Below are 17,764 nucleotides of genomic sequence, written 5' to 3' on the forward strand. Positions count from 1 at the left end.
TCAAGACCTCTCGCAGTGCCGGCTTGCAGGAAAGTAATTCAGGTGACTGCACATGAATGATTTACAGATCGACGACATCAAGACCGACGAAAACGCTGCCATGGTGTTGCTGGTCGACGACCAGGCCATGATCGGCGAAGCTGTGCGGCGCGGCCTGGCTCACGAAGAAAACATCGACTTTCACTTTTGCGCCGACCCGCATCAGGCGATTGCCCAGGCGATCCGCATCAAACCGACGGTGATCCTGCAAGACCTGGTGATGCCCGGTCTTGATGGCCTGACACTGGTGCGCGAATACCGCAACCACCCGGCCACGGCGAATATCCCGATCATCGTGCTTTCGACCAAGGAAGACCCGCTGATCAAGAGCGCGGCGTTTTCGGCCGGAGCCAATGATTACCTGGTCAAGCTGCCGGATAACATCGAGCTGGTGGCGCGCATTCGCTATCACTCGCGCTCGTATATGACGCTGTTGCAGCGCGATGCGGCGTACCGCGCGCTGCGTGTGAGCCAGCAGCAATTGCTGGACACCAACCTGGTGCTGCAGCGGCTGATGAACTCCGATGGCCTCACCGGGCTGTCCAACCGCCGCCACTTTGACGAATACCTGGAGCTGGAATGGCGCCGTGCCATGCGTGACCAGACCCAGCTGTCGTTGTTGATGATCGATGTGGACTTCTTCAAGACCTACAACGACAGCTTTGGCCACGTCGAAGGTGATGAAGCCCTGCGCAAAGTCGCCGCGAGCATCCGTGAAGCCAGCAGCCGACCTTCGGACTTGCCGGCGCGGTACGGCGGTGAAGAGTTTGCGTTGGTGCTGCCCAATACCTCGCCGGGCGGTGCGCGCCTGGTGGCCGAGAAGCTGCGCATGGCGGTTGCGGGGCTGAAGATCCCGCACATTGCCCCGGCAGAAGGGGCGAGCCTGACCATCAGTATTGGCCTGTCGACCATGACGCCGTTGCAGGGTACGGATTGTCGGCAGTTGATCATGGCGGCGGACAAGGGGTTGTACACGGCCAAGCATAACGGGCGCAATCAGGTCGGTATCGAGTAAGCAGAACACCGCCGAACCCTTGTGGGAGCTGGCTTGCCTGCGATAGCGGCCTGTCAGTTACCACATCTGTACCTGATACACCGCTATCGCAGGCAAGCCAGCTCCCACATTTGATCTCAATCGTTCTGGAGATCGTCAACAACCCCGCCTTTTCGCCAAGCGGGCTGCCGTTAGCGCCGGTTTGTCGTTATACTCGTCGGCTTTCAAAAGTTCGCCAACGAGTGCTGCCCGCCATGGAAATCAACCCGATCCTTAACACCATCAAGGACCTGTCCGAGCGCTCCGAAACTATTCGGGGGTATCTTTGACTACGATCAAAAGCATGAGCGTCTGACCGAAGTCAATCGCGAGCTTGAAGATCCGGCTGTCTGGAACAAACCTGAATACGCCCAGGAACTGGGCCGCGAGCGTGCTGCGCTGGCGCAGATCGTCGACACCCTCGACGAGTTGAACACCGGTCTGGGCGATTGCCGCGACCTGCTGGACATGGCTGTCGAAGAAAACGACGAAGGCGCAGTGGGCGATGTCGTCGCCGAGCTGGCCCGTCTCGAGGAAAACCTCGCCAAGCTTGAATTCCGCCGCATGTTCAGCCACGAAATGGACCCGAACAACGCCTACCTGGACATCCAGGCCGGTTCCGGCGGCACCGAGGCCCAGGACTGGGCCAACATCCTGCTGCGCATGTACCTGCGCTGGGCGGATAAACGCGGTTTCGACGCTACCATCATGGAACTGTCGGCCGGTGAAGTCGCCGGTATCAAAGGCGCGACCGTGCACATCAAGGGCGAATACGCCTTTGGCTGGTTGCGGACCGAGATCGGCGTACACCGCCTGGTGCGCAAGAGCCCGTTCGACTCCGGCAACCGTCGCCATACCTCGTTCTCCGCCGTTTTCGTCTCGCCAGAGATCGACGACAAGGTGGAAATCGAGATCAACCCGGCCGACCTGCGGATCGACACCTACCGTTCCTCCGGTGCCGGTGGCCAGCACGTAAACACCACCGACTCGGCGGTGCGTATTACCCACGTACCGACCAACACCGTGGTCAGCTGCCAGAACGAACGTTCCCAGCACGCCAACAAGGACACCGCCATGAAAATGCTGCGGGCCAAGTTGTACGAGCAGGAAATGCAGAAGCGCAACGCCGCTTCCCAGGCGCTGGAAGACACCAAGTCGGATATCGGCTGGGGCCACCAGATCCGTTCGTATGTGCTTGATGCATCGCGGATCAAGGATCTGCGCACTAACATCGAACGCAGCGATTGCGACAAGGTGCTCGACGGTGATATCGACGAATACCTGGAAGCCAGCTTGAAATCGGGGCTGTAAACCGTCAGCCAAGACCTTAAGTCCCCTGCCACCGGTGGGGGCAACGAACCTGTGATGGAATTTCAAAAGACATGAGCGACCAACAACTCGACCCGCAAGCCCTGCAACAGGAAGAAAACTCCCTGATCGCCCTGCGCAAGGAAAAGCTTGCTGCCGAGCGCGCCAAGGGTAATGCCTTCCCGAACGACTTCCGCCGTGACAACTACTGCGATGCCTTGCAGAAACAGTACGCGGACAAGACCAAGGAAGAGCTGGCAGAGGCTGCAATCCCGGTCAAGGTGGCGGGTCGCATCATGCTTAACCGTGGCTCGTTCATGGTGATCCAGGACATGACCGGTCGCATTCAGGTGTACGTCAACCGTAAAACCCTGCCTGAAGAAACCCTGGCCTCGGTGAAAACCTGGGACATGGGCGACATCATTGCCGCCGAAGGCACCCTGGCGCGTTCCGGCAAGGGCGACCTTTACGTTGAAATGACCAGCGTGCGCCTGCTGACCAAGTCGCTGCGCCCGCTGCCGGACAAGCACCACGGCCTGACCGACACCGAGCAGCGCTATCGCCAGCGCTACGTCGACCTGATCGTCAACGAAGACGTGCGCCAGACCTTCCGCGTGCGTTCGCAAGTGATTGCGCACATCCGCAGCTTCCTGATGGCGCGTGACTTCCTTGAAGTGGAAACGCCGATGCTGCAAACCATCCCCGGTGGTGCCGCAGCCAAACCGTTCGAAACTCACCACAACGCGCTGGACCTGGAAATGTTCCTGCGTATCGCGCCGGAGCTGTACCTCAAGCGCCTGGTGGTTGGCGGCTTCGAGAAAGTGTTCGAGATCAACCGCAACTTCCGTAACGAAGGCGTCTCGACCCGTCACAACCCTGAATTCACCATGTTGGAGTTCTACCAGGCCTACGCCGACTACGAAGACAACATGGACCTCACCGAAGAGCTCTTCCGCGAGCTGGCGCAGCTGGTACTGGGCAGCACTGACGTGCCGTACGGCGACAAGGTGTTCCACTTCGGCGAGCCGTTCGTGCGTCTGTCGGTGTTCGACTCGATCCTCAAGTACAACCCTGAGCTGACCGCTGACGACCTGACCGACATCGACAAGGCCCGCGCCATCGCCAAGAAAGCTGGCGCCAAGGTGCTGGGCTTCGAAGGCCTGGGCAAACTGCAGGTGATGATTTTCGAAGAGCTGGTGGAGCACAAGCTGGAACAGCCGCACTTCATTACCCAGTACCCGTTCGAAGTGTCGCCGCTGGCACGTCGCAACGATGACAACCCGAACGTCACCGACCGTTTCGAGCTGTTCATTGGCGGCCGCGAAATCGCCAACGCCTACTCCGAGCTTAATGATGCAGAAGACCAGGCCGAACGCTTCATGGCCCAGGTGGCCGACAAGGACGCCGGTGACGACGAGGCGATGCACTACGACGCCGACTTCGTTCGCGCCCTGGAATACGGCATGCCGCCGACCGCCGGTGAAGGTATCGGTATCGACCGGTTGGTGATGTTGTTGACCAACTCGCCGTCGATCCGCGATGTGATCTTGTTCCCGCACATGCGGCCACAAGCGTAACCGTAGCGAAATCCGAAGCCGCCTTTTATAAGGCGGCTTTTTTGTGTGACGAATTCAGCCGTCAGCAGAACGGCGCCAAGAGGCACGCGCTGAGCGTTCCCACGCTCTGCACAGGAATGCAGCCCGTGACGCTCCGCATAACTCATTAAAGGAAGATCTGTCGTGAACCGCGTAATGGCTCAAGAAGGCGCCGCCGGCATTGCTGCTGCCGTGGCTGATAGTGTCCAGTACCAGGGCCGCAAGGCCAGCCGTCGAGGCAGCGAGCAACGCCGGCAAGACATTCTCGATGCGGCCATGCGCATCGTCGTGCGTGATGGGGTACGCGGTGTGCGCCATCGCGCGGTGGCAGCAGAGGCCGGCGTGCCGTTGTCGGCCACCACCTATTACTTCAAGGACATTGATGACCTGCTCACCGATACCTTCGCCCAATACGTGGAGCGCAGCGCTGCCTTCATGGGCAAGCTGTGGGTGCGCAATGAAGGCCTGCTGCGCGAGATGGTCGCCTATGGCGATGGCAGCTCGCAGTCACGCTCACAACTGGCCGATGACATTGCACGGCTGACCGCCGACTACGTGATGCGCCAACTGACCAATCGCCGCGAACACTTGATGGCCGAACAGGCCTTTCGCCAGGAAGCCTTGCTTAACCCGCGCCTGGCTGAGCTGGTGCGCTCGCACCAGCAGATTCTGTTGCAGGGCACCGGGCAGTTTTTCCAGGTATTGGGTTCCCGCGAGCCGCAACAGGATGCCAGAGTGTTGACGGCGATAATCGGTCGGATGGAATATCAGGGCCTGCTCGGCGGCCCTGAGCCTCTGACGGGTGAAGAGATGCTTGAGATTCTCAAGCGTTACATGCATTTGGTGTTGGCCTCGGTCTAGCCCCGTGCGCAATCTGCTTTATGTGGGAGCCAGCTCCCACACTTGATGGGGTGCCCAATGAAAGCCTGGCGTGTCATTGCAATCGCCTTGTCCTTCCTGCTGCTCAGCGGTTGCCTGGTCACCTTCAAGGATCCACTGGCGGCCCGTGAAGCCGCGCCCGACGCCTTGCTCGGCCACTGGTCAAGTAAAAACGCCTGGGGCGAACCGCTGAATCTGCAGATCACCCGTGTCGATCAGCAGCATTACAAGGCCGTGAGCTACCCTAAAGCCAAGCCGGGCCAGCGTGATGAGTACCTGTTTACGGTGTCGCGCCATGGCAACCGCTGGTACCTTTCTGCGCCGTTGCCGGCGGCCTTGGGTGGCAATTACTTCCTGGCCGGTTTTGACTTTGAAGGTAAGGGCGACAAAACGCGTGAATTGGTGGTCTACAACCTCGACCTTGAGCAGATCCATCAAGCCATAGGCCAAAATGCCTTGCGCGGCAGCACCGTGGAAACCGTCGAAGGTGACGGCGTGCGGGTCGACAGCCCCATGGACCAGGTATTTGCCTATCTGGATGACCCGGCCAATGCCGATGTGTTCGTTGAAGCCGTGCGCTACCGGCGCGCGGGCAAATAACGTTTAAAGAGGAAGCACCGGGTGGACGATTACCAGCAGACGATACGCACCTTGTCCGATCGCATTGTGCTGGCACAAACACCGATTCGCGTCCTCGACGCCGTGAAGTGGGACGAGAACATTCGCCAGGGGTTTCTCAAGGCCAAGGGCAAGGCCATGCCGGCCGTGGACCGCGATTACTACCTGGGCCGGCCGCTGTCGTTTGACTCCAGCGCGGTGAAGCTGGAGTTCCAGAACATCGAGCGCGACATCACCCGCCGCCTCGGCCAGTTCAGCCCGGTGGGGCAGATCATGCGCCGCATGTGCCGCGAGTACCGCATGGTGGTGCGCATGCTCGAAGCGCGGGGCACCGAGGACTTCGGCCTGATTTCCCAGGAACTCTACGGCGCCGCCTCGGACGCGTTCCACGCCGGTGACCCGACGCTGGCCGACCTGGGCCTGATGATGTCTGACTACCTCAACCAGATCGACGGCCGTGGCGACCTCAAGGACGAAGCCAAGACGCTCACGGCCAAGCATGCCGTGGCCTTGCTGCAAACCCGTTTGAATAAGGTGTTCGGTGAGGCCGAAGAGACCATCCGCGTCTTCGAGTCCGACGGTATCGTCGCCGATGCGGCGGCGGGCGCCGACTACATCAAGATCCGCGCCGACGCGATGTTCAACGAGCGTGATGTGCGCGCGCTGGAAGTGCACGAAGGCCTGGTGCACGTCGGCACCACGCTCAATGGCCAGAACCAGCCGATCTGCACCTTTCTGTCCAAAGGGCCGCCCTCGTCAACGGTGACCCAGGAAGGCCTGGCGATTCTGATGGAGATCATCACCTTTGCCTCCTACCCCAGCCGCCTGCGCAAACTGACCAACCGCACCCGCGCCATCCATATGGTCGAAGAGGGCGCCGACTTCCTGCAGGTATTCGAGTTCTTCCGCGAGCAAGGCTTTGAGATGGCCGAAAGCTATGGCAATGCCAGCCGAGTGTTCCGTGGTTCGACGCCGACCGGTCTGCCGTTTACCAAGGATTTGTCCTACCTCAAGGGCTTTATCATGGTTTACAACTACATCCAGTTGGCCGTGCGCAAAGGCAAGTTGGAACAAGTGCCGCTGCTGTTCTGCGGCAAGACCACCCTGGAAGACATGCGCACCTTGCGCCAACTGGTCGACGAAGGCCTGGTGGTGCCACCCAAGTACCTGCCCGAGCAGTTTCGCGACATGAACGCCCTGGCGGCGTGGATGTGCTTCTCCAACTTCCTCAACCACCTGAGCCTGGACCGGATCGAGGCGGATTACTCGAATATCCTGTAGAGATTTCCCTGACACAACCGAATCAAAAAGGTGGGAGCTGGCTTGCCTGCGATAGCGGTGTATCAGTCACCGCTGTTTTAACTGAAAGACCGCTATCGCAGGCAAGCCAGCTCCCACATTTGATCTCATTGGTTCTTGAGAAATGAGTACAACCTATCAGCGAGGCTTCAACGGATGAGAATCCTCGGCATTCTTTGCCTGCTACTCACTTTAAACGGCTGCAGCTCACTGCTGTTCTACCCCGAACCCGGCCTGCCGTTCACGCCGGAAAAAGCCCACCTGGCCTATCGCGACGTCACCCTCACCACCGCCGACGGCGTAAAGCTGCATGCCTGGTGGCTGCCGGCCAAACCCGGTGTGCCGCTCAAAGGCACGGTGCTGCACCTGCACGGCAATGGCGGCAACCTGGCCTGGCATCTGGGTGGCAGCTGGTGGTTGCCGGAGCAGGGCTATCAAGTGCTGTTGCTGGACTATCGCGGTTATGGCCTGTCTGAAGGCAAGCCGTCCTTGCCGGCGGTGTATCAGGACATCGATGCCGCATTCGGCTGGATCGACAAGGCCCCTGAAACCCAAGGCCAGCCGCTGATCGTGTTGGGCCAGAGCCTGGGCGGTGCGCTGGCGGTGCATTACCTGGCGGCACACCCGCAGCGCCAAGCCCAGCTCAAGGCCCTGGTCCTGGACGGCGTGCCCGCCAGTTATCGTGATGTAGGACAATTCGCCCTCAGCACCTCCTGGTTAACATGGCCGTTTCAGGTGCCGCTGTCGTGGCTGGTGCCCGACGCCGACAGTGCGATCAATGCCATGCCCCAGCTTACCGGCGTGCCCAAGCTGCTGTTCCATAGCCTGGATGACCCGATTGTGCCGGTGGCCAACGGCATTCGCCTGTATCAGGCCGCGCCGCCGCCGAGGGTGTTGCAGTTGACCCGTGGCGGCCATGTGCAGACCTTCGCCGACAAGACCTGGCAAACCGTGATGCTGCGCTATCTGGACGACCCGCAGCACTTCAATGGCCTGCGCCGCCTGGGCGAGATACCGAATTACCCTATTCCTAAAGTTGATTCATCAGAGAGCCCGCAATGAGCGAAGAACGCAACATGATCCCGCTGATCCTCACCGGCATCGGCACCATCATCGGCACCGTCGGCTGCCTGTGGTTTTACGGCTACTTGCACTTCGCCAAGCCGGAAGATGCCTTGTTGCTCAGCGACTTCACCATGCTCAAGACCGTGCCGGGCGAGGACTACAAGGTCTCGCTGACTCCGGCTGCGCAGGTGGCGCAATGCATTGATGGCGTATTGGTGATGTTTGATACCGAACAGAAAGGCTTGAGCGGCGTACTGGTCAATAACAAGAAACAAGCCGTGCGTTGCATGGGCCAGGAAACCCCGCAACTTCAAGAGTAAAGCGCTTCAATGCAGCGATACTGAAATATCTGGAACCGTATTCCGTAGGATGCCACTTAAGGGCTTGTCAGCGCTGCTGATGGATAACTTATGAATGGCCAGCCAAGGGAGAGTTACGGTGAATATTGCTGCGATAGACAGGATGTTGGATATGGCCCGGGCGCAGCAAAGTTTGGATGAGTTCAGCGAGTGGGACGCAGAGCTTTCCCAAAAGGAGCAGGACGAAACCAGGCGGCGCACGGAGTTCGAGCTGGCGGGCGGCGACGACAGCAACCGTCAGATCCAATTCTGAAGCAAAAAAAACCACCGTTTCCGGTGGTTTTTTCATCCTGCGTCAATCAATCAGTTAGCAACGGAAGAGCGTGGCTTGACTGGCTGGTTGTCGTTGGAGATGGTCACTTCAACGCGGCGGTTCATGGCACGGCCCGAAACGCTGCCGTTGTCGGCAACCGGGTATTCCTTGCCGTAACCCTGGGTCACGATGCGCGAGATATCCACGCCTTGTTGAGCCAGTGCACGTTGTACCGAAGCGGCACGACGCTCGGACAGGCTCTGGTTGTACGAGTCCGAACCGGTGCTGTCGGTGTAGCCTTCGACGATCACTTTACGGTCCGGGTTGTCGCGCAGGAACTGAGCCAGTTTGGTGATGTTCACCAGGCCACTGGATTTCAGGTCGGACTTATTGGTGGCGAACAGCACGTCACCGAAGGTCACCAGAGTGCCGCGATCAGTCTGCTTGGCGTTCAAGCTGTCTTGCAGTTGCTTGATCTGTGCATCACGGGCTTGCAGCAGGGCGCGAGCACGTTCGTCGCCGGCGTTTTTCAGCTTGGCTTCGGATTCACGCAGCGAGATGGTGTCTTTGGCCACTTCCACCCGCTGGTTGGTCAGGTAGGCCAGTTGGTCGACCTTCTTCTCGTCTTCCTTGTCGCGGTAGGCCTTGTCAGCCTTGTCCAGCCAATCCTGCGCGTCCTTGGTTTCCAGCGCCGCTACCTTGGTGGCTTGCGGGTTGGATTGCAGGGCCGAGAAGTTGGTCCGTGCGTTTTCCAGGTTCTGGTTCGGCGGGGTGGAGCACGCCGCCAGAGCAACGCTCATCGCCAGCAGGGCAGGGATCATCAATTGTTTACGCATAGTCGTGTCGTCCTTTCAATTCGATATCGGGTGCAGTGCAATCAGTGGCGGCGGCTTATTGCTGTTTGATAACAGCCGGGCGCATGCCTTCCTGACGCAGTTCCTGCACAGCTTTCTGGGAATCCTTCACAGCCTGGTCAGCCTTGGCAGCCTGGGCCTTGCGCTCTGCGACTCGGGCATCCCACTCGGCTTGCTCAGCCAGTTGACGCGCTTTGTCGTAGTTTTTGTCATGCATGGCCAGTTCGGCAGCTTTGAGCTTGTCCTGGGCCGACTTCATTTCTACCGCTGCGTACTCGGTGCCGCCGGCGCTGACTGCGCTGTTTACGGCGGACTGGGTCACGGCGTATTGCTCGGTCGGCGGGTTGCCGGCGCAGCCCGCCAGAACGAAGCTGGTGCCGATTGCCAGCGCGGCCAATTTCAGCCCGCGCAGATGGTTAAACGAGGATTTGGCAGTGCTGGTCTTCATCGTCTTCAACTCCATTGGATAACTCCTGAAAAAATCAAAATCCACTTCATTGGTTGGCGGTTGCAGGCTCGGCGGTAAAGCACCAAGTGCCCTTTCAAACGGCCGTTCCAAGTGATGGCTTACTGGCTGTGACCGGAGCGTTTTTTCAAAAGTTCAGCGGAGATGGCGATTTGCCTAAAAAAATATCTGACTGTTTGGTCAGCGTTTAAAAGTTTGAACTTTCGCGTTGCGCAGAGGTACTCCGAGCCTCTGTGAGGCCCGGAATACAGGGGTTAAACGGGGGTGTCGAAGGTTTGTCAGTGTTGCTGTTTATCGGCGGTGGCTGATAAATCATGCAGATAGCGGCGTGACAGAGTCAGAAAGCGCGGCGTCGGGCCGACGTCCTCGTACAGTGGGTCACCCTCTTCATCGGTGGCGATCACATGCTGGCCCTTGATGTAGGGGAAGCTCGCTTCCAGCTCTTCAAGGGCCGCGCCGATCAGTTCGCCGAGCAATTCTTCGGTGCTGCGCTTGGGGTACATCTCGGCGATAGCGGCCAGGCGCGCAGCGGACTCGACGTCCAAGTGGATCGCGTACTCGGTTTTGGTCAGGCGACCCTTGGCGTTCTCTTCCCAATGTTGGGCCAGTTCTCGAATTTTCATGGCAACCTCAATAAGCCCGCGATGGCAGGCGGTGATGGGTGTCCAGTCGCCTGCGTGGGTAACACGACGACTCACTGTTGAGACTAGCTGCAAGTCGCAAGGTTTAAAGTGTCTTGTCAGAAACTGACGCGGGCGGCACTCTGGAAGGCCTGCGCGTCCCGGATTTCTGGCTGGAGATTGGCTGATGAGTGATATCGATGCACGCTTGCGTGAGGATGTTCACCTGCTGGGTGAGCTGCTGGGCAACACCATTCGAGAGCAGTACGGCGATGCTTTTCTCGACAAGATCGAGCAGATCCGCAAAGGCGCCAAGGCTGACAGACGAGGTGCTGGCGATGAGCTGAGCACCCGCCTCAATCAGTTACAGGAAGATGAATTGCTGCCCGTGGCCCGGGCCTTCAACCAGTTTCTCAACCTGGCCAATATCGCCGAGCAGTACCAACTGATCCATCGGCGCGATGAATCGCAACCAGCGCCCTTCGAGTCTCGCGTATTACCGGAGTTGCTGGCGCGCCTGCAAAGCGAAGGTCACAGCAATGAGTCCCTGGCCCGTCAGTTGGCGCGCCTGGAGATTGAACTGGTGCTCACCGCCCACCCGACCGAAGTGGCGCGCCGCACCTTGATCCAGAAATACGATGCGATTGCCGCACAGCTGGCGTTGCAGGATCACCGCGACCTCACCAGCGCCGAGCGCGAGCAGATTCGCCAGCGCTTGCAGCGGCTGATCGCCGAAGCCTGGCACACTGAAGAGATCCGCCGCATCCGGCCCACGCCGGTAGACGAAGCCAAGTGGGGCTTTGCGGTGATCGAGCATTCGCTGTGGCATGCCATTCCCAATTATTTGCGCAAGGCCGACCAGGCCTTGCACGCCGCCACGGGCCTGCGCCTGCCACTTGAGGCGGCGCCGATCCGCTTTGCTTCGTGGATGGGTGGCGACCGTGACGGCAACCCGAATGTCACCGCGCCGGTCACCCGCGAAGTGTTGCTGCTGGCGCGCTGGATGGCGGCGGATCTGTACCTGCGAGATGTCGATCATCTGGCGTCCGAGCTGTCGATGCAGCAGGCCAGCCCTGCATTGCAGGCCAAGGTCGGTGATAGCGTCGAACCTTACCGTGCCTTGCTCAAGCAACTGCGCGAACGCCTGCGCGCCACGCGTCAATGGGCGCATACCTCACTGACCGCCAGCACGCCTGCGCCTGCCGATGTGTTGCAAAACAACCGCGACCTGCTCGACCCGTTGGAGCTGTGCTACCAGTCGCTGCATGAGTGCGGCATGGGCGTGATCGCTGATGGCCCGTTGCTCGACTGCCTGCGCCGTGCCGTGACCTTCGGCTTGTTCCTGGTGCGCCTGGACGTGCGTCAGGATTCCAGTCGTCACTCGGCGGCCATGACCGAAATCACTGATTACCTGGGCTTGGGCCGTTATGAAGACTGGGACGAAGAAGCGCGCATCAGCTTCCTGAGCAAAGAGCTGACCAATCGCCGACCGCTGCTGCCGGGTTATTTCAAACCGTCGGCAGACACCGCCGAAGTGTTGAACACCTGCAAGGAAGTCGCCGCCGCACCGGCTGCATCACTCGGTTCTTATGTCATTTCCATGGCGGGTGCCGCGTCGGATGTGCTGGCCGTGCAACTGTTGCTTAAAGAGTCGGGCGTGCAACGGCCGATGCGCGTGGTGCCGCTGTTTGAAACCCTGGCCGACCTGGATAACGCCGGGCCGGTGATGGAGCGTCTGCTGCAATTGCCGGGTTATCGCGCGCGCTTGCAAGGCCCACAGGAAGTGATGATCGGCTATTCGGACTCGGCCAAGGACGCCGGCACCACCGCCGCTGCCTGGGCACAGTACCGGGCGCAGGAACGGCTGGTGGATATCTGCCGCGAGCAACAGGTGGAGTTGCTGTTGTTCCATGGTCGCGGCGGCACCGTTGGCCGTGGCGGCGGCCCGGCGCATGCGGCGATCCTGTCGCAGCCGCCAGGCTCGGTGGCGGGGCGTTTCCGTACGACCGAACAAGGCGAGATGATTCGCTTCAAGTTCGGCCTGCCGGACATTGCCGAGCAGAACCTCAACCTTTATCTGGCTGCCGTGCTCGAAGCCACGCTGCTGCCACCGCCGCCACCTGAGCCGGCCTGGCGGCATCTGATGGATGAATTGGCAGCAGACGGTGTCAGTGCTTACCGCGCCGTGGTGCGGGAAAATCCGCAGTTCGTCGAGTACTTCCGCCAGTCCACACCCGAGCAGGAGCTGGGCCGCTTGCCATTGGGCAGTCGCCCGGCCAAGCGCCGTGCGGGCGGTATCGAGAGCCTGCGCGCGATTCCGTGGATCTTCGGCTGGACCCAAACCCGCCTGATGCTGCCCGCCTGGCTTGGTTGGGAAGCGGCATTAAGCAAGGCGCTGGAGCGTGGCGAAGGTGAGTTGCTCGGCCAGATGCGCGAGCAATGGCCGTTCTTTCGCACCCGCATCGATATGCTCGAGATGGTACTGGCCAAGGCAGATGCCGATATTGCGCGGCTGTATGACGAGCGTTTGGTGCAGCCGGACCTGCTGCCATTGGGTGCGCACTTACGCGACCTATTGTCGCAGGCGTGCGACGTGGTACTTGGCCTGACCGGCCAGTCGCAACTGCTGGCCCATAGCCCGGACACGCTTGAGTTCATTCGCCTGCGCAACACCTACCTCGACCCGCTGCACCTGTTGCAGGCCGAATTACTGGCACGCTCGCGCCAGCAGGAGGCGGCGCAGGACAGCCCTCTGGAACAGGCGCTGCTGGTGTCTGTAGCCGGTATTGCCGCCGGTTTGCGCAACACTGGCTGAGGTTTTCTGCGTGTTCTCAATGGCTTGCAGATAAACAACGACGGCCGCCCGGAAACGGGCGGTCGGCGTTTAGGAGGCGGGGTTGCACTCAGGCACACCCTACCTATGACTGCATGGCGGGCGCGGTTCTTGCGACTTTTGGCGGCTTGTATGGATAGAGCCCGCTGTGTATCTTGATCAGCCTTTGGCCGTTTGATCGGCCAGGACCCACATTTTTACGAGATTGGCCCCACGCGGCGAATCCGAGCGTCATCTCTATAAAAAATTGAGGAGCACATCGATGCGCGTCATTCTGCTGGGAGCTCCCGGGGCCGGTAAAGGTACTCAGGCAAAGTTCATCACTGAAAAATTCGGCATTCCACAAATCTCCACCGGTGACATGCTGCGTGCCGCCGTCAAGGCTGGCACCGAACTGGGCCTGATCGCCAAGAGCGTAATGGACTGCGGCGGCCTGGTCTCCGATGACCTGATCATCAACCTGGTCAAGGAACGCATCAGCCAGGAAGACTGCAAGAACGGTTTCCTGTTCGACGGTTTCCCACGCACTATTCCCCAGGCGGAAGCCTTGGTGAAAGCCGGCGTTGAGCTGGACGCTGTGGTTGAAATCGCAGTTGAAGACGAAGAAATCGTTCAGCGTATTGCGGGCCGTCGCGTTCACGAAGGCTCGGGCCGCGTGTACCACATCGTCTACAATCCGCCAAAGGTTGAAGGTAAAGACGATGTGACCGGTGAAGACCTGGTACAGCGTAAGGACGACACCGAAGAAACCGTGCGCCATCGCCTGTCGGTCTACCATTCGCAGACCAAGCCGCTGGTGGATTTCTACCAGAAGCTTTCGGCTGCCCAAGGCAAGCCGAAGTACAGCCACATCCCTGGCGTGGGTTCGGTAGAATCCATCACTGCCAAGGTGCTTGAAGCACTGAGCTGATCCTTCGATCGGCTTTGCGTACAACGGCCCGCTTGCGGGCCGTTGTTGTTTATACTGGCGCACTTTTTTTCGACTTGGACACCTACACCGATGAGCACCCTGCTGGCCCTGGACACCGCGACTGAAGCTTGCTCCGTCGCCTTGCTGCATGATGGCAAGGTAACGAGCCACTACGAGGTGATCCCGCGTCTGCATGCGCAGAAGCTGTTGCCGATGATCAAGCAACTGCTGGAAGAGGCGGGCACCACGCTGTCTGCCGTGGACGCGATTGCTTTCGGGCGTGGCCCGGGCGCCTTTACCGGCGTGCGTATTGCCATTGGGGTGGTGCAAGGCCTGGCCTTTGCGCTGGAGCGCCCGGTGTTGCCGGTGTCCAACCTTGCGGTATTGGCCCAGCGTGCATTGCGTGAACACGGCGCCTCGCAGGTGGCGGCGGCGATTGATGCGCGCATGGATGAAGTGTATTGGGGCTGCTACCGCGAAACCGCTGGCGAAATGCGTCTGGTGGACGTGGAAGCCGTACAGCCTCCGGAATCGTCGGTGTTGCCTGCTGACGCCAGCGGCGATTGGTTTGGTGCCGGTACTGGCTGGGGTTATGGCGAGCGCATCCCTGTGCAATTGGCGGGGCAGGACGCTGCCATGTTGCCCCACGCCGAAGACTTGCTGACCCTGGCACGTTTCGCTTTCGAGCGCGGCGAAGCGATTTCGGCCGACCAGGCTGCACCGGTTTATCTGCGCGATAAAGTTGCGCAAACCAAGGCTGAACGCGGGATTATTTGACGTCAAAAATGCTGGCAATTTGGAGCAAAAATCCCCAATCGTCAGAATTTGCCCCGGTTTGTAAACCTTTTACAAATTATGTGTTCTAGTTATCACCAGAGCATTTGCGCACCACGGAAAGTGCCGCTAAATTGCCATCATTGATACCGAGTCTGCATGTATGCGTATAGACGGCTTTTCCTCACAGTCCTACCCACTCAAGCGTAAGCCGCGCAAGGCGAACGTCACGGTAGACGAGTCCGTCGAAGATTCGCCGGACTTCATCGAGGTTCAGTCAGAGTCGCAACCCAGTGCCCAAGGTTCTGGCGCTGCACGCATCAGTGGCCTTCCTGCCCGTCAGCAAGACATGGTCTTCCCCCGTTCCATGAGCAAAAGCGTCGCCACCGCGCTGGCCAGCTACCTGACCACCGCCGGCTTTGTCGAATGGGATATGGAAGTGCTGGGTCTCGACATCCACATCTGATGCGCCTGCCTTACTACATCGGCTGCCCGTCCTGGAGTGAAAACGCCTGGCGCGAGTACCTGTACCCGGCCGATGCCCGTTCCAGCGACTACCTTGCCCTGTATTCCCAGGTCTTTAACGCCGTTGAAGGCAACACCACCTTTTATGCCCGCCCCTCGGCCGCCACGGTGCAGCGCTGGGCTGAAATCATGCCTGAGGGTTTTCGCTTCACCGCCAAATTCCCCGGAGACATCAGCCACGGCGGCGACTTGCGCGAGCAATTGCCGGCAGCGGAAAGTTTTGTCGGCTTGATGAGCCCTTTGGGCGAGCGGGTTTCGCCGCTGTGGTTGCAATTGTCGGCGAGCTTTTCGCCGCAACGCCTGGGCGAACTGGCGGGTTTCATTGACGGCCTGGAACGCCCGCTGGCCGTGGAAGTGCGTCACCCTGAGTTCTTCGCCAAGGGCGATGCCGAGCGCAGGCTCAACCGGCTGTTGCGCGACCGTGGCGTGGAGCGTATTTGCCTCGATCCACGTGCGCTGTTCAGTTGCACTTCAACGTCGGCGGCCGTGCTGCACGCCCAATCGAAAAAGCCCAAGGTACCAACACGGCCGGCGGCGTTGACTCAATTTCCCCAGGTGCGCTTCATCGGCCATCCGGAACTGGAGGCCAATGACCCGTTCCTGGTCCCGTGGGTAGAAAAAATTGCTGGCTGGATCGAAGAGGGGCGCACGCCTTATGTGTTCCTGCACACCTCGGATAACCGCCTCGCCGCGCAACTGGCGCTGCGCTTTCACCAACAGTTGATGCTGCGTTTGCCGGGGTTGCCAGCGCTGCCAACCTTGCATCGGGAACCCGCAGCGGAGCAACTGGGGTTACTCTAGGGCTCCTTTTTCCGACAGGAGTCAGCCATGGATGCCCAAACCCTTCGCGCCGAAACCTTCAAGGCCTTGCATGAGCGTGACCGCGCATTCGTGATGCCCAACCCGTGGGACGCCGGCTCCGCCATCATGCTCGCCAGCCTGGGTTTTGAGGCGTTGGCCACGACCAGTGCGGGCTATGCGTTCAGCCTCGGGCGACCGGATGCGGAAGGCGCATTATCCCTTGAAGACACCTTGGCCAATGCGTCATCGATCGTGCGGGCCACTGCGCTGCCGGTGGCGGCTGACCTGGAGAACGGCTTCAGCGACACCCCCGAAGGCTGCGCCCAGACCATCCTGCGCGCCGCGGCCAGCGGTATTGTGGGTGGCTCTATCGAAGACGCCACAGGCATTGCGGTCGACCCGATCTATCCGTTTGACCTGTCGGTGGAGCGCGTGGAAGCCGCCGTCGCCGCTGCCCGCAGCTTGCCATTTGCCTTTACGCTCACCGCCCGTGCAGAAAACCTCCTGCATGGTCGCCTGGATTTGCCTGACACTATTCGCCGCCTGCAAGCCTACGCCGAAGCCGGGGCGGACGTGCTCTACGCTCCCGCCTTGCGCAGTGCCGAAGAAGTGCTCGCGGTGGTCAAGGCGGTGGCGCCCAAACCGGTAAATGTGCTGATGTCCGGTGGTTTGAACCTGAGCGTGGCGCAGTTGAGCGAAATGGGCGTGCGCCGCATCAGTGTCGGCTCAGCCATGGCGCTGGCGGCGTATGGCGAGTTCTATCGGGCGGCGCAGGAGGTGTATGAGCTGGGCACTTTTACCTTCACTGAACGCAAGATGCCGTTCAGCCAGGCCAACGGTTTTTTCAAAGGCTGAATCAGGCCGCCAGGCGCAGGTTGTTGAGGACCAGCGGGCGCGCCCAGTGATAATCGAAGTCCAGCGCCTTCTGTTGCGCCACCAGCTCCTCGGCCGGGTAAGGCGTGGCAGGCGGTGGCAGCAGGTCCAGTTCGAATTCGGCAATCGGCAGGTGCAGCGGCTGGGGCTGCGGCGCCGGGCCAGGCTCAGGCGGCGGGTTGCCGGCATTGAGCACAATCGGGCGGACCCAGCCGCTTTCGAAGTTTTGCTGGCGCTGCTGGGCGATGATTTCTTCTGCCGGGAACGGCGTGGCAGGCGGCGGCAGCAGCTCGGTTTCAAATTCGGCGATGGGCAGGAACAACGGCTCCGGCGGGGCGACCTCGGTGTCGTGTACGTCGCATTCACGCTGGGTGAGGATCTGTGACAACAGGTCGGCGCCTTCGCTGGGTTCTACCGCCGGGTCCCTCGGCGCCGGGGCTTTGGCCGCCAGCGCACCCGGCGTATCGCCAAGCTGCTCGGCCAACGCACGGGCGAAGAAGTCCTGCCACACATGGCTCACCCCAGCCAGCGCTTGAGTATTGCGCAGGCCGTAGTGGTTGTGGGTCGGCAGTACACCGATGGTTAGGGGAAGAATGTCTGACATTTTTCTCGGTCGACGCTCAGCTCTGGCAAAATACCTGACTGTTGTTTTTATCGGCC

19 protein-coding genes are annotated in these 17,764 nt (G+C 60.2%); 15 read left to right on the plus strand and 4 right to left on the minus strand.

Going from position 1 to position 17,764, the window contains the following annotated elements; all coding sequences use genetic code 11:
• Nucleotides 1–52 precede the first annotated feature (52 nt).
• The 9 genes from HU759_RS07100 (at nucleotide 53) to HU759_RS07140 (ending at nucleotide 8,448) form a co-directional block, all read left to right on the plus strand.
• The gene (locus HU759_RS07100; RefSeq protein WP_017137099.1) at nucleotides 53–1,054 is read left to right on the plus strand and encodes a PleD family two-component system response regulator; all 1,002 of its coding nucleotides are present in this window, start codon (nucleotides 53–55) and stop codon (nucleotides 1,052–1,054) included.
• A 233-nt stretch (nucleotides 1,055–1,287) separates the two neighbouring features.
• Nucleotides 1,288–2,383, plus strand: a protein-coding gene (prfB, locus tag HU759_RS07105; protein ID WP_096236834.1) for a peptide chain release factor 2 whose coding sequence is annotated in 2 segments (ribosomal slippage) — nucleotides 1,288–1,359 and nucleotides 1,361–2,383 — 1,095 coding nt in all. Because the reading frame shifts where the segments join, the coding sequence is not laid out codon by codon here.
• Between the two features lie 71 nt (nucleotides 2,384–2,454).
• Nucleotides 2,455–3,957 carry a lysine--tRNA ligase gene (gene lysS / locus HU759_RS07110; RefSeq protein WP_017137101.1) on the plus strand — a complete coding sequence of 501 codons (1,503 nt, stop codon included), beginning with the start codon at nucleotides 2,455–2,457 and terminating at the stop codon, nucleotides 3,955–3,957.
• Between the two features lie 162 nt (nucleotides 3,958–4,119).
• Complete coding sequence (locus tag HU759_RS07115; protein WP_138453145.1) at nucleotides 4,120–4,836, plus strand: TetR family transcriptional regulator; 717 nt, start codon at nucleotides 4,120–4,122, stop codon at nucleotides 4,834–4,836.
• Between the two features lie 57 nt (nucleotides 4,837–4,893).
• On the plus strand, nucleotides 4,894–5,454 hold the full coding sequence (locus HU759_RS07120; RefSeq protein ID WP_138453144.1) for a hypothetical protein: 561 nt from the start codon (nucleotides 4,894–4,896) through the stop codon (nucleotides 5,452–5,454).
• Nucleotides 5,455–5,475: 21 nt separating this feature from the next.
• Nucleotides 5,476–6,753 carry a flavohemoglobin expression-modulating QEGLA motif protein gene (locus HU759_RS07125; RefSeq protein ID WP_017137104.1) on the plus strand — a complete coding sequence of 426 codons (1,278 nt, stop codon included), beginning with the start codon at nucleotides 5,476–5,478 and terminating at the stop codon, nucleotides 6,751–6,753.
• 174 nt (nucleotides 6,754–6,927) lie between these two features.
• Nucleotides 6,928–7,833 carry an alpha/beta hydrolase gene (locus HU759_RS07130; RefSeq protein ID WP_138451331.1) on the plus strand — a complete coding sequence of 302 codons (906 nt, stop codon included), beginning with the start codon at nucleotides 6,928–6,930 and terminating at the stop codon, nucleotides 7,831–7,833.
• Complete coding sequence (locus tag HU759_RS07135) at nucleotides 7,830–8,156, plus strand: hypothetical protein (protein ID WP_017137106.1); 327 nt, start codon at nucleotides 7,830–7,832, stop codon at nucleotides 8,154–8,156. The genes HU759_RS07130 and HU759_RS07135 overlap by 4 nt, the downstream gene beginning before the upstream one ends.
• A 118-nt stretch (nucleotides 8,157–8,274) precedes the next feature.
• Nucleotides 8,275–8,448 carry a hypothetical protein gene (locus HU759_RS07140; RefSeq protein WP_157786501.1) on the plus strand — a complete coding sequence of 58 codons (174 nt, stop codon included), beginning with the start codon at nucleotides 8,275–8,277 and terminating at the stop codon, nucleotides 8,446–8,448.
• A 50-nt stretch (nucleotides 8,449–8,498) separates the two neighbouring features.
• Here the strand turns inward: HU759_RS07140 and HU759_RS07145 are convergent, their stop codons facing one another.
• The 3 genes from HU759_RS07145 to HU759_RS07155 all read right to left on the minus strand — a co-directional run bounded on the left by HU759_RS07145 (nucleotide 8,499) and on the right by HU759_RS07155 (nucleotide 10,391).
• Nucleotides 8,499–9,284 carry an OmpA family protein gene (locus tag HU759_RS07145; RefSeq protein WP_017137108.1) on the minus strand — a complete coding sequence of 262 codons (786 nt, stop codon included), beginning with the start codon at nucleotides 9,282–9,284 and terminating at the stop codon, nucleotides 8,499–8,501.
• 55 nt (nucleotides 9,285–9,339) lie between these two features.
• Nucleotides 9,340–9,765 carry a DUF4398 domain-containing protein gene (locus HU759_RS07150; RefSeq protein ID WP_017137109.1) on the minus strand — a complete coding sequence of 142 codons (426 nt, stop codon included), beginning with the start codon at nucleotides 9,763–9,765 and terminating at the stop codon, nucleotides 9,340–9,342.
• 281 nt (nucleotides 9,766–10,046) lie between these two features.
• Nucleotides 10,047–10,391, minus strand: a complete 345-nt coding sequence (locus HU759_RS07155) for a pilin assembly protein (protein ID WP_099548541.1) — start codon at nucleotides 10,389–10,391, stop codon at nucleotides 10,047–10,049.
• A 184-nt stretch (nucleotides 10,392–10,575) separates the two neighbouring features.
• On the opposite strand from HU759_RS07155, the gene ppc reads away from it, so the two are divergent.
• The 6 genes from ppc to HU759_RS07185 all read left to right on the plus strand — a co-directional run bounded on the left by ppc (nucleotide 10,576) and on the right by HU759_RS07185 (nucleotide 17,086).
• Nucleotides 10,576–13,203: a phosphoenolpyruvate carboxylase gene (ppc, locus tag HU759_RS07160; RefSeq protein ID WP_176991290.1), complete on the plus strand. Its 2,628-nt coding sequence runs from the start codon at nucleotides 10,576–10,578 to the stop codon at nucleotides 13,201–13,203.
• A gap of 280 nt (nucleotides 13,204–13,483) precedes the next feature.
• Nucleotides 13,484–14,131 (plus strand): adenylate kinase, encoded by a 648-nt coding sequence (gene adk / locus HU759_RS07165; protein ID WP_186616806.1) that lies wholly within the window; start codon nucleotides 13,484–13,486, stop codon nucleotides 14,129–14,131.
• A gap of 90 nt (nucleotides 14,132–14,221) precedes the next feature.
• Nucleotides 14,222–14,908: a tRNA (adenosine(37)-N6)-threonylcarbamoyltransferase complex dimerization subunit type 1 TsaB gene (tsaB, locus tag HU759_RS07170; RefSeq protein ID WP_186616807.1), complete on the plus strand. Its 687-nt coding sequence runs from the start codon at nucleotides 14,222–14,224 to the stop codon at nucleotides 14,906–14,908.
• A gap of 160 nt (nucleotides 14,909–15,068) precedes the next feature.
• Nucleotides 15,069–15,371 (plus strand): hypothetical protein, encoded by a 303-nt coding sequence (locus tag HU759_RS07175; RefSeq protein WP_017137114.1) that lies wholly within the window; start codon nucleotides 15,069–15,071, stop codon nucleotides 15,369–15,371.
• Nucleotides 15,371–16,231: a DUF72 domain-containing protein gene (locus HU759_RS07180; protein ID WP_099548543.1), complete on the plus strand. Its 861-nt coding sequence runs from the start codon at nucleotides 15,371–15,373 to the stop codon at nucleotides 16,229–16,231. The genes HU759_RS07175 and HU759_RS07180 overlap by 1 nt, the downstream gene beginning before the upstream one ends.
• A gap of 27 nt (nucleotides 16,232–16,258) precedes the next feature.
• Nucleotides 16,259–17,086: an isocitrate lyase/phosphoenolpyruvate mutase family protein gene (locus HU759_RS07185; protein ID WP_170036439.1), complete on the plus strand. Its 828-nt coding sequence runs from the start codon at nucleotides 16,259–16,261 to the stop codon at nucleotides 17,084–17,086.
• A 1-nt stretch (nucleotide 17,087) separates the two neighbouring features.
• Here HU759_RS07185 and HU759_RS07190 read toward each other — a convergent pair whose 3' ends face one another.
• Complete coding sequence (locus tag HU759_RS07190; RefSeq protein WP_138451325.1) at nucleotides 17,088–17,708, minus strand: energy transducer TonB; 621 nt, start codon at nucleotides 17,706–17,708, stop codon at nucleotides 17,088–17,090.
• Between the last annotated feature and the right edge of the window lie 56 nt (nucleotides 17,709–17,764).

Origin of the sequence: Pseudomonas sp. OE 28.3, assembly GCF_014268205.2 — a bacterium.
In the GTDB taxonomy this organism is placed as follows: Bacteria; Pseudomonadota; Gammaproteobacteria; order Pseudomonadales; family Pseudomonadaceae; genus Aquipseudomonas; species Aquipseudomonas edaphica.

What these genes read in the sequence shown, in the direction of transcription:
- HU759_RS07155 (WP_099548541.1), bottom strand. Translation starts at nt 10,391, where the DNA reads ATGAAAATTCGAGAACTGGCCCAACATTGGGAAGAGAACGCCAAGGGT.
- HU759_RS07135 (WP_017137106.1), top strand. Translation starts at nt 7,830, where the DNA reads ATGAGCGAAGAACGCAACATGATCCCGCTGATCCTCACCGGCATCGGC.
- HU759_RS07120 (WP_138453144.1), top strand. Translation starts at nt 4,894, where the DNA reads ATGAAAGCCTGGCGTGTCATTGCAATCGCCTTGTCCTTCCTGCTGCTC.
- HU759_RS07130 (WP_138451331.1), top strand. Translation starts at nt 6,928, where the DNA reads ATGAGAATCCTCGGCATTCTTTGCCTGCTACTCACTTTAAACGGCTGC.
- HU759_RS07185 (WP_170036439.1), top strand. Translation starts at nt 16,259, where the DNA reads ATGGATGCCCAAACCCTTCGCGCCGAAACCTTCAAGGCCTTGCATGAG.
- lysS (WP_017137101.1), top strand. Translation starts at nt 2,455, where the DNA reads ATGAGCGACCAACAACTCGACCCGCAAGCCCTGCAACAGGAAGAAAAC.
- HU759_RS07190 (WP_138451325.1), bottom strand. Translation starts at nt 17,708, where the DNA reads ATGTCAGACATTCTTCCCCTAACCATCGGTGTACTGCCGACCCACAAC.
- HU759_RS07175 (WP_017137114.1), top strand. Translation starts at nt 15,069, where the DNA reads ATGCGTATAGACGGCTTTTCCTCACAGTCCTACCCACTCAAGCGTAAG.
- HU759_RS07180 (WP_099548543.1), top strand. Translation starts at nt 15,371, where the DNA reads ATGCGCCTGCCTTACTACATCGGCTGCCCGTCCTGGAGTGAAAACGCC.
- tsaB (WP_186616807.1), top strand. Translation starts at nt 14,222, where the DNA reads ATGAGCACCCTGCTGGCCCTGGACACCGCGACTGAAGCTTGCTCCGTC.
- HU759_RS07150 (WP_017137109.1), bottom strand. Translation starts at nt 9,765, where the DNA reads ATGGAGTTGAAGACGATGAAGACCAGCACTGCCAAATCCTCGTTTAAC.
- adk (WP_186616806.1), top strand. Translation starts at nt 13,484, where the DNA reads ATGCGCGTCATTCTGCTGGGAGCTCCCGGGGCCGGTAAAGGTACTCAG.
- ppc (WP_176991290.1), top strand. Translation starts at nt 10,576, where the DNA reads ATGAGTGATATCGATGCACGCTTGCGTGAGGATGTTCACCTGCTGGGT.
- HU759_RS07100 (WP_017137099.1), top strand. Translation starts at nt 53, where the DNA reads ATGAATGATTTACAGATCGACGACATCAAGACCGACGAAAACGCTGCC.
- HU759_RS07145 (WP_017137108.1), bottom strand. Translation starts at nt 9,284, where the DNA reads ATGCGTAAACAATTGATGATCCCTGCCCTGCTGGCGATGAGCGTTGCT.